The following is a 9,540-nucleotide window of genomic DNA, read 5'->3' on the forward strand; positions in this document are numbered from 1 at the left end:
TATAGCAGAATAAAATTTTTCAAAGAATAAAAGCAAAAATTACGGCAAAAAATATAGCAGGGAGCAGGTTCGCCACCTTGATGATCTTCCCCCAGACCAGATTAACGCCTACGCAAAAAATCAAAACAGAACCGGTCAAGGATAAGTTGGATAATGCCTGCACCGTCATGATTGGCTCAATTAATCTCGCTAAAAGAGTCACCAGCCCTTGAAATATCCCTACTGGAACAGCAGAAAAAATGCATCCCTTTCCAAGAGAAACAGTCATAACCAAAATGATAATCATATCCAAAAGACCCTTGACAGCGAGCACGGAATAATCCCCCGAAATTCCATCTTTAATAGCTCCTACCACTGCCATGGCTCCGATGCAGACCGTAAGAGAGGCTGTCACAAATCCGTCTACAAACTTAGTATCCCCGCTGCTGTTTGTTTTTATTTTAAGCCATTCTCCAAAACGTTCCATAGCCAGCTCAATATTCAGCCATTCTCCCACCAAAGCTCCTATAAAAAAGGAAAGAATCAGCATGATGGTCCCTCCAGACACCAGCTCTCCCTGAGAAATGGCCAGCATTTCCTCCATAACGCCCCCGATACCAAGAATCATAACGCTGATCCCCGCCGCACTCATTAAGGTAGCCTGAAAACGTTCTTCCATTTTTCTTCCAAAAAGAAGGCCCCCCAGGCCGCCTGCCACAATCCCTCCTACATTGATCAACGTTCCAATTCCAATCATCTTTTCGTACTCCCGGCTGTCTTTCTCTCTTTTTTTGCCATTCTCTTCATTTCCCTTGCATTGGCTCTCACCGCTTCCGTGATCTCCACGCCTCCTAAAAGCCTGGCCAGCTCCTCTACCATCTCTTCCTCCTCAAGACAGCGTATGGAAGTGGAGGTGCGTCCCTCATCCACTGCCTTTGCGATCTCATAATGGCAGTCAGCCATGGCCGCAATCTGGGGCAGATGGGTGATGCAGATCACCTGATGGTTTCCTGCGATGTAAACCAGCTTTTCCGACACCTTCTGGGCTGTGCGCCCGCTGATTCCCGTATCAATTTCATCAAAAATCAAGGTGGGAATGTCATCCGTATCCGCCAGCACCGTCTTAATAGCCAGCATGATCCTGGAGAGCTCTCCGCCGGAAGCCACCATGCCCAAAGGCTTTAAGGGCTCTCCAGGATTGGTGGAAATCACAAATTCCGCCTCGTCATATCCATTGGCCGTATAGTGATCAAGACGTGAAAACTCCATGGAAAATTCCACGTCAATGAAATTCAAGTCCAAAAGCCCTTCCTTGATCTTTTCCGTCAGTTCTTTGGCTGTTTGCTTCCTCATCTCAGACAGTTGGGCGCAAAGAGACTCCAGGCGGTCTGAAACGCGCTGCAGTTCCTCTGCCGTCCGGCTTCTGACCGCATCATAGTCCTCCAGCTCTTCCAGACGCTTTTGTTTTTCTTCCAGATTGATAAAAATCTGTTCCAGGCTTCCTCCGTGCTTTGCCTGCAGGCTGCGGATGAGGTCAAGCCGTTCCTCCGTCTGCCTGTGTTCTTCCTCATCAAAGGACATGTTGTCCATATAGGAGGTGATTTCATGGCTGATATCCCTTAAAATAGAGTCCGCGTCAAAAAGCTGGTCCAGTATGGCGCTCAAGCCCTTGTCGTAGGAAGCCACGGATTCCACTTCTTTTAAAGCCCTTCCGATCACGTCTGAATTCACTGCGGAATAAGCCAAAGAAAGGCTTTCTCCGATTTTTTTTGCATGGGAAAAGAAGCGGTATCTGGAGGACAGTTCTTCCTCCTCTCCCTCTTTCAGCCCGGCATTTTCGATTTCTTCGATTTCAAAGCGGATAAAGTCCATCTCCCTCAGCCGGGTCTCTTCATCCAGGCGGAAAGATGCCAGACGGTCCTTTAAACGGAGGTATTCCCCATAAGTTTCTCCGATATTCTTTTTTAGCTCATGGGATTTTTTCTCCTGATAGCGGTCCAGGATGGCAAGATGTTTGGATTTGTAGAGTAAAGACTGATGTTCATGCTGTCCATGAATATCGATCAGAAGGCCGGTAATATCCCGCAGCTTTCCCGCGGTCACCGTTTCATCATTGATTTTGCTTAAGCTTCTGGAGGGCATGATCTTCTTGGAGATGATAACCGTGCCATCCTGGTCGGGCTGGACATCAAGCGCCTGAAGCAGACGGATTTTTTCAGGCTCTTTAACCGTAAAAATCAGCTCCACATAAGCGTATTCCGCCCCTTTTCTTATAATATCCTTGGGCACCTTGCCGCCCAGGGCAATGGTGACCGAGCCGATGATGATGGATTTACCTGCTCCGGTTTCTCCGGTCAGGACATTAAACCCATCCTGAAATTCCACATCGGCTTTTTCAATCAACGCCAGATTCTTTACATGTAATTCTGAAAGCATGACACCGCTCCTTTATCCTGCAATGAGTTTTTTCAATTTTTCCATCATAAGTATGGTATCATCAGCGCTTCTGATGGCGCACATAATGGTATCGTCCCCTGCAATACAGCCCACCATCTCGCTGAAATGAAGGGCATCAAGAGCAGCCGCCACAGCCATAGCCATGCCGGATACGGTCTTGATGACCAGAATGTTCTGAGCCATGTCCATGGACATATAGCCATCCTTTAAAATCCTGATATATTTATCGCTGAAAGAGCTCTGGTTCTGAAGCACCACATACCGCTGTTTCCCTGACTCAGACTGAACCTTGGTCAGTTTCAGCTCCCTGATATCCCTGGAAACAGTGGCCTGGGTCACTGCAAAGCCAGCCTGGTTCAAATAATCCGCCAGTTCCTCCTGAGTCTCGATCTCGTGTTTTCCGATAAGTTCCACAATCTTGCTGTGTCGTTCCAGCTTCATAGCTCCTCCTCCTTACCCCCCAGGGGGTCTTCTCTTTGCCCTTCGGGCGAATTCACCTTATATACCGGCCATCTTGTTGCGCAGGTTGTCTAAAAATGATATGTTTTTCAGTTTCACCAGAATGGTCTTAATATCCGCCCGCCGTATTTCAATATAATCGCCGGGATAGAGTTCCATAGCCGTATCCCCGTCAAATACCGCCGCCTGGCACACGCCCTTTTCTCCCATCAGCTCGATCTGAATCCAGTCGTCGGCAGAAAGCACAATACTTCTGGCATTTAAGGCATGGGAACAGATGGGGGTCAAAACCACCATCTTGGAATCCGGAACAATAATAGGCCCGCCTGCGGAAAGGTTATAAGCCGTGGAACCGGTGGGTGTGGCCGCGATCAGTCCGTCAGCCCTGTATTCATTCAGAAACTCCTGGTTGACAAAAACCTTCAATTGCAGCATTTTCACAAGTCCGCTTCTGGTCATGACGATCTCATTTAAAGCGATGTCCTGAGCGATGATTTTTCCGTCGCGGTATGCGCAGCCGCTTAACATCATCCGCTCCTCCAGCCTGTAGTCATTGGCTAACAGGGAAGAAAGGGCGTCTTCGATCTCTTCTGTGCGGGACACCTGGGTCAGATATCCAAGGGTTCCCCGGTTGATTCCAAGCATGGGAATATTTTTCCCCGCCAGGTCTCTGGCAGCCTGAATCAGCGTGCCGTCCCCTCCCAGAGTGATGATGCAGTCCGTATCCTCAGGCACCGTGGAAGCGTCAGTATAATGCTTTCCAGCTCTCCCTCTGTCCCGTTCCCCGATCCGGCAGACAGCTCCATGCTGTTCCAGATAACTGCAGATATTGCCGGCAGTTTCCCTGGCCCCCTTTTTATCCGGATTTATGATCACAAAAAAATGCTTCATAATAAACTTTTATCTGCCTTCTCTTAGTGTTGTCCTAAGTCTGTATGAGCCTCTCTGACGGTCTTTTCCGGATCAAGAGTGTGGTCTGGGCAGACTTCTCCTTCCTGATGGTTCTTTAAATGGAGCAAATACTCAATATTGCCTTCCGGTCCCTTAATGGGCGAATACTCCAGGTGGAGGGGCAAAAGCCCGATGCTCACTGCATGGGAAATCACGTGTTCAATGACTTCCAGATGGACAGAGCTTTCTCTCACCACTCCCTTTTTTCCCACCTTTTCCCGCCCCGCTTCAAACTGGGGCTTGATGAGACAGACAATTTCCCCCTCTTCTCTCAGAAGGTTCTTCACCGGCCCCAGCACTTTTGTCAGGGAAATAAAAGAAACATCAATGGAAGAAAATTCAATCCTGTCGTTAATATCCTCCGGGGTCACGTAGCGGATGTTGGTCTTTTCCATACAGACCACACGGGGATCGTTGCGAAGCTTCCAGGCAAGCTGTCCGTGTCCCACATCTACGGCGTAAACCTTGACCGCACCGTTTTGAAGCATACAGTCCGTAAAGCCTCCGGTAGAAGCTCCTACGTCCATGCACACCTTTCCCTCCAGGGTAACGTCAAAATGAGTCATAGCCTTTTCCAGCTTTAACCCTCCCCGGCTCACATATTTAAGAGTGCTTCCTCTCACTTCTACGGCTGCTGTTTCTTCAAATGAGGTGCCTGCCTTATCCTCTTTTTCTCCGTCCACATAGACGATTCCGGCCATAATAATTGCCTTCGCCTTTTCCCTGGATTCAGCCAGTCCGTTCTTTACCAAAAGCACATCCAATCGTTCTTTCATTTCTTATGCATTTCCTTCCATTCCGCATTCTGGCGCTCCGTGTCCAGATACTCCTTTTTAAGCCTCCATATGACGGAATCGCTGTCAATTCCCAGGCCCTTTCTAAGAAGCGATACATTGCCGTGCTCCACATAGGAGTCCGGCAGAGCGATGTTCATCACCTTTACATGCGGATACTGTTCATGAATATATCCGGTAACAGCAAGGCCGTATCCGCCCTGAAGCACATTTTCCTCCATGGTCACAATGAGCCAGTGTTTTTTTACCAGCCGGTCCACCAGCGCCTTGTCAAAGGGCTTTACAAAACGGCCGTTAGCCAGGGTGCAGTTCCACCCTTCTGCCTTTAATTTCTCTCTCACATGCTCACCGGTGCTCACCATGCTTCCCACAGCCAGCAGTGCAATGTCACTTTCCTCATAGAGCATTTCCCCCTTGCCGTATTCAATGGGGGAACGGAATTCCTTTAAGCCCTTGTAAGCCTCTCCTCTTGGATAGCGCAGGGCAAAGGGGCCGCCATAGGACAAGGCAAATTCCAGGCCATCCATAAGCTCCCACATATTTTTTGGCGCAAATACGCTCATATTCGGAATTGCCGATAAATAAGACAAGTCAAAGATTCCCTGATGGGTTTCCCCGTCGCTGCCCACAAGTCCGGCCCTGTCTACGGCAAAAACCACAGGCAGGTTCTGAATACAGACATCGTGGAGAATCTGGTCATAGCCTCTCTGCAAAAATGAGGAATAAACGGCCACCACCGGCTTTAAGCCTCCGGCTGCCATTCCTGCCGCAGATGTCACTCCGTGCTCCTCTGCAATGCCCACGTCAAAAAAGCGGCCCGGATATGTGCGGGCGAACCGCTTTAATCCTGTTCCATCAGGCATGGCCGCTGTCACTGCCACAATGGTTTCATCCTCTTTTGCCAGACGGCAGATAGCCTTGGAGAACACATCGGTGTAGCTGGGATTTTTCTTTTCTTTTTTAAATTCTCCGGTGAGGATGTCAAATGGTTCCACCCCGTGAAATTTAGACGGATTTTTCTCCGCCGGAGCGTAACCTCTTCCTTTTTGGGTGATCACATGAACCAGGACCGTGTGGTCCAGCTTCCTGGCATCTCTTAAGGCTCTGGAAAGGGCTTTGATGTTGTGGCCGTCCACAGGGCCTAAATAGGTGATTCCCATGTTTTCAAACAGCATTCCGGGAATTAAGAGCTGCTTGATTCCGTTCTTGGTGCGGCTGATCTTTTCGATGAGCTGGTCGCCGACTGCCGGAATGCGGGACAGTATATTAGTCACATGCTTTTTTAAGTCCAGATAGCCTTCTCCTGTACGGATGCTGTTTAAGTAGGTGGACATGCCGCCTACATTTTCTGAAATGGACATGTTGTTGTCATTTAAAATAATGATGAAGTTCTTCTTCATCCTGGCCGCATTGTTAAGGGCCTCGTAGGCCATTCCTCCGGTCAGTGCGCCGTCTCCGATGACGGAAACGACAAAATGGTCCTCTCCCAGCACGTCTCTTGCCTGGGCAAGGCCCAGACCGGCTGAAACAGAAGTAGAGCTGTGTCCCGTATCAAAGCAGTCACAGGGACTTTCCTTTCGTTTGGGGAAACCGCTCATACCGCCGTACTGGCGCAGATCATCAAATTCTTCTCTCCGGCCGCTGAGTATCTTGTGGGTGTAGGACTGATGGCCCACATCCCAGATCACCTTATCTTTTGGAAGGTCAAAGGCCAGATAAATGGCCATAGTCAGCTCTACTACGCCTAAATTGGAAGCCAGATGGCCTCCGGTCACGCTTATTTTCTCTACTAAGAAATCCCGGATTTCCTGACCCAGGATATCAAGCTCCTGCTTTGTCAGCTTTTTGATATCCTCAGGCCCGTTTATCAATTCCAGTATCATATTTTTATCAGGTCCTTACTTTTCACGGTTCACCAGCATACGGATCAGTTCTTCCAGAAATTCATTCTTTCCGGGAAGCTCATGGAGACAGGAAACTGCCTCTTCCGAAATCCTCTCCACATCCTGCCTAGCCTTATTCATGCCCTCAAGGGTTACATAGGTGGTCTTATGGTTCTTTTCATCGCTGAGCACAGGCTTTCCAAGAACCTCTTCATTGCTGGTCATATCAAGGATGTCATCCTGAATCTGAAAGGCCAGTCCAATGGAGGAAGCCATTTTTTCCACCAGATTTATTTCTTTTTCATCCGCTCCGCCCAGAATGGCTCCGATCACCATGGAAGCCTCTAGCAGGGCTCCGGTTTTCAGGCGGTAGATGAAGTCTAATTGTTCTTTTGAGACAGGTTTTCCGGACAATTCTACATCCACTGTCTGTCCGCCTATCATGCCGTAGACTCCTGTCTTTCCTGCCAGGATTCCCATACATCTGGCGGTTAAGTCGGGGCGGTCCGTCATGGAAAGGGCTTTTGCGGCAGTTTCCATGGCATACATTAAAAGGCCGTCTCCGGCAAGCACTGCCATGTCGTAGCCAAACTTCACCCAGGCGGTGGGAAGTCCCCGGCGCAGGGTGTCATTGTCCATGCAGGGGAGGTCGTCGTGAATCAGGGAGGAGGTGTGAATCATTTCAATGGCCGCCATAAACGGCTCGATTTCTTTTCCCTTTCCTCCGAATAACCGGTAAGTTTCTTCCATCAGCATGGGGCGGAGTCTCTTTCCTCCTGCCCGGACGCTGTAATCCATGGCTGACAAAACAGTGGATTGATAACCTTCCACTGGGGGAAGGTATGTTTCTATCACGCGAAAAACTTCCTCTGTTCTGGCATCCAGTATTTCTTTAAAGTTCATGATTTTCACCATTTTCCTCTATGACAATGATCTTTTTTTCCACTTTATCTATCTTTTCATTGCAGGATTTGACCAGTTTCATACCGGCCTCGTAATATTGAAAGGCTTCTTCTAAAGAGCTTTCTCCGCCCTCCAGCTTGCGTATGATTTCTTCTAAGTCAGTGAATGTTTCCTCAATGGTTCTTTCTTTTTTTGCTGCCATATACAATTTCTCCTCATTGGCCCGTCTTGGGGGGTAATGTTTTTTCTTCAGGCATTTGGGGGAGAAGGCCGGTATCCTGGAGGGTGATGCGGGAAACGGCTGCATCGATGCTTCCATCCCGGACTCTCAGCCGGATTTCTTCTCCGGGTTTTATTTGTTTTACGGATTCTATAGGGCGGTGCGTTTCATCGGTTGCAAATCCGTATCCGCCGCCTATCCGTTTTAAAGGGGAATTGGCTTCCAGGTGGCTGATTAAAAGCTCCAGCCTGTGCCTGTCACGGACGGATTGTTTTTCTATGAGGGTTTTTAAGCGGAGTTTTATTTCTGCCGCTCTGGTTCTGTCTGAGGCGGTTGTGGACAAAATGAGGGTTCTCAGCTTTTCTTCTATGTCGGCCAGACGCTGGCGCTTTTCACGGAGCTGGCGGCTTGGGTCGTAGAATTTCAGTTTTAGGTTGTATTGTTCTGTGCGGAAATGGCAGCGCTCTATTTTTCTCTCCATGGTTCTTGAAAGAGTGTTTTTGTAGAGGGCTGTCTGTTCCTGGAACTGGTTGTAGTCGAATACTGCCAGCTCTGCTGCCGCAGAGGGCGTGGGGGCCCGCATGTCTGCCACGTAGTCGGATATTGTTACGTCGGTTTCGTGGCCTACGGCAGATATGATGGGGGTATTACAATTAAATATGGCTCTTGCTACGGTTTCTTCGTTGAATGCCCACAGGTCTTCGATGGAACCGCCGCCACGGCCTATGATTAAGACATCCAGGTCCAGACGGTCCAGGGTTTCGATGCCTCTTACGATGCTTTCCTTTGCCTGTTCGCCTTGGACTAAGGCTGGGTAGAGGAAAAGCTGGACGTATGGGTTTCGTCTGGAAGAAATGTTTATGATGTCGCGGATTGCGGCTCCGGTGGAGGCGGTGACGATTCCTACGGTTTTGGCGTATCTGGGGATGGGCTTTTTGTATTCTGGGGAGAACATGCCCATTTCTTCTAATTCTGCTCTCAGCTTTTGGAATCTTTCGAATAAGTCTCCAAGGCCTTCCTGTGTGATTTCCTGCGCGTAGAGCTGGTATCTTCCGTCCCGCTCATAGACTTCTATGCTGCCTTTGGCGGTGATCTGCTGGCCTTCCTCCAGTTTGAATGTGAGGCCCTTTCGGTGGCCGGCGAACATGACGGCGGAGATGGAAGAGGTTCCGTCTTTTAGGGTGAAATAGATGTGGCCGGAGGTGTGGTACTTGCAGTTGGACACCTCGCCTTTGACGGAGATTCGGTTTAAGGCAAAATCCTGGGCAAACATGTTTTTGATGTAGGCATTGACCTGGGAAACAGAATATACGCCGGCTGCCATGTTACACCAGCTTTGCTAAAACTCCGTTGATGAATGCTGGAGCGTCGTCTCGGCCGTATTTTTTGGCTAATTCTACGGCTTCGTTGATGGCTACTTTTTCTGGGACGGTTTCGTCGAATAATATCTCATACAGGGCGAGGCGGATGATGGTGAGTTCTGCTTTTCCCATGCGCTTTGTTTTCCAGCCTTCAGCTACCTCGTCGATTTTGGCGTCGAGTTCGGGGATTTTTTCGCTGATAGATTGGGTTCTTTCTATTAAATAGGTGATGTTTTCTTCACTCATGGTGACATCGTGGATGATCTCTTCTTTGCCTTCCGGGGTTGTGTCGTCTTGGCTGGGGGCTTCAAAATATTGGGTGAGCTGGTTGAGCTTTTCTTCTGCTGGATGGAAATCTATGCAAAAAAGCATTTTGAAGCAGTGTTCGCGTAGTTTACTTCTGGTCATTTGGTAATGTCCTCCTGGTTTATCGTAAGGCCGCATTTTCTTTTTTCTTGGGGGGGGGGCGGCGGGTGGTGCAAGGGGTTTTAAAAGATTGGTTTGATGGGGTGGTGTTTTAGTCCGCAGTGCAA

Annotated in this window: 10 protein-coding genes; all 10 read right to left on the reverse strand. The window is 49.0% G+C overall.

All coding sequences use genetic code 11. The features are described 5' to 3' along the window. Positions 1–19: 19 nt before the first annotated feature. Positions 20–736 carry a DUF554 domain-containing protein gene (locus tag QM657_RS05965; protein ID WP_415065662.1) on the reverse strand — a complete coding sequence of 239 codons (717 nt, stop codon included), beginning with the start codon at positions 734–736 and terminating at the stop codon, positions 20–22. Continuing rightward, on the reverse strand, positions 733–2,415 hold the full coding sequence (gene recN, locus QM657_RS05970) for a DNA repair protein RecN (protein ID WP_415065663.1): 1,683 nt from the start codon (positions 2,413–2,415) through the stop codon (positions 733–735). Before recN ends, QM657_RS05965 begins: the two co-directional genes overlap by 4 nt. 12 nt (positions 2,416–2,427) lie before the next feature. Continuing rightward, entirely contained in the window at positions 2,428–2,877 is a 450-nt protein-coding gene (gene argR / locus QM657_RS05975) for an arginine repressor (protein WP_415065664.1), read from the reverse strand. Positions 2,878–2,934: 57 nt separating this feature from the next. Then, on the reverse strand, positions 2,935–3,786 hold the full coding sequence (locus QM657_RS05980) for an NAD(+)/NADH kinase (RefSeq protein ID WP_415065665.1): 852 nt from the start codon (positions 3,784–3,786) through the stop codon (positions 2,935–2,937). 23 nt (positions 3,787–3,809) lie between these two features. Continuing rightward, complete coding sequence (locus QM657_RS05985) at positions 3,810–4,622, reverse strand: TlyA family RNA methyltransferase (RefSeq protein ID WP_415065666.1); 813 nt, start codon at positions 4,620–4,622, stop codon at positions 3,810–3,812. Next, positions 4,619–6,523, reverse strand: a complete 1,905-nt coding sequence (gene dxs, locus QM657_RS05990; RefSeq protein WP_415065667.1) for a 1-deoxy-D-xylulose-5-phosphate synthase — start codon at positions 6,521–6,523, stop codon at positions 4,619–4,621. Before dxs ends, QM657_RS05985 begins: the two co-directional genes overlap by 4 nt. A 15-nt stretch (positions 6,524–6,538) precedes the next feature. Next, positions 6,539–7,426: a polyprenyl synthetase family protein gene (locus QM657_RS05995; RefSeq protein ID WP_415065668.1), complete on the reverse strand. Its 888-nt coding sequence runs from the start codon at positions 7,424–7,426 to the stop codon at positions 6,539–6,541. After that, positions 7,416–7,628 carry an exodeoxyribonuclease VII small subunit gene (xseB, locus tag QM657_RS06000; RefSeq protein ID WP_415065669.1) on the reverse strand — a complete coding sequence of 71 codons (213 nt, stop codon included), beginning with the start codon at positions 7,626–7,628 and terminating at the stop codon, positions 7,416–7,418. The genes QM657_RS05995 and xseB overlap by 11 nt, the downstream gene beginning before the upstream one ends. A 13-nt stretch (positions 7,629–7,641) precedes the next feature. Further along, entirely contained in the window at positions 7,642–8,970 is a 1,329-nt protein-coding gene (gene xseA / locus QM657_RS06005) for an exodeoxyribonuclease VII large subunit (RefSeq protein ID WP_415065670.1), read from the reverse strand. A 1-nt stretch (position 8,971) separates the two neighbouring features. Beyond that, positions 8,972–9,540 (reverse strand): transcription antitermination factor NusB (gene nusB, locus QM657_RS06010; protein ID WP_415065671.1); only part of this gene is annotated, 569 nt, incomplete at its 5' end.

Origin of the sequence: Lacrimispora sp. (assembly GCF_047605665.1) — a bacterium.
Classification (GTDB): domain Bacteria; phylum Bacillota; class Clostridia; order Lachnospirales; family Lachnospiraceae; genus Lacrimispora.

Coding starts and splice junctions, on each gene's coding strand:
- recN (WP_415065663.1), bottom strand. CDS start 2,415: ATGCTTTCAGAATTACATGTAAAGAATCTGGCGTTGATTGAAAAAGCC.
- xseB (WP_415065669.1), bottom strand. CDS start 7,628: ATGGCAGCAAAAAAAGAAAGAACCATTGAGGAAACATTCACTGACTTA.
- dxs (WP_415065667.1), bottom strand. CDS start 6,523: ATGATACTGGAATTGATAAACGGGCCTGAGGATATCAAAAAGCTGACA.
- argR (WP_415065664.1), bottom strand. CDS start 2,877: ATGAAGCTGGAACGACACAGCAAGATTGTGGAACTTATCGGAAAACAC.
- QM657_RS05980 (WP_415065665.1), bottom strand. CDS start 3,786: ATGAAGCATTTTTTTGTGATCATAAATCCGGATAAAAAGGGGGCCAGG.
- QM657_RS05965 (WP_415065662.1), bottom strand. CDS start 736: ATGATTGGAATTGGAACGTTGATCAATGTAGGAGGGATTGTGGCAGGC.
- QM657_RS05995 (WP_415065668.1), bottom strand. CDS start 7,426: ATGAACTTTAAAGAAATACTGGATGCCAGAACAGAGGAAGTTTTTCGC.
- QM657_RS05985 (WP_415065666.1), bottom strand. CDS start 4,622: ATGAAAGAACGATTGGATGTGCTTTTGGTAAAGAACGGACTGGCTGAA.
- xseA (WP_415065670.1), bottom strand. CDS start 8,970: ATGGCAGCCGGCGTATATTCTGTTTCCCAGGTCAATGCCTACATCAAA.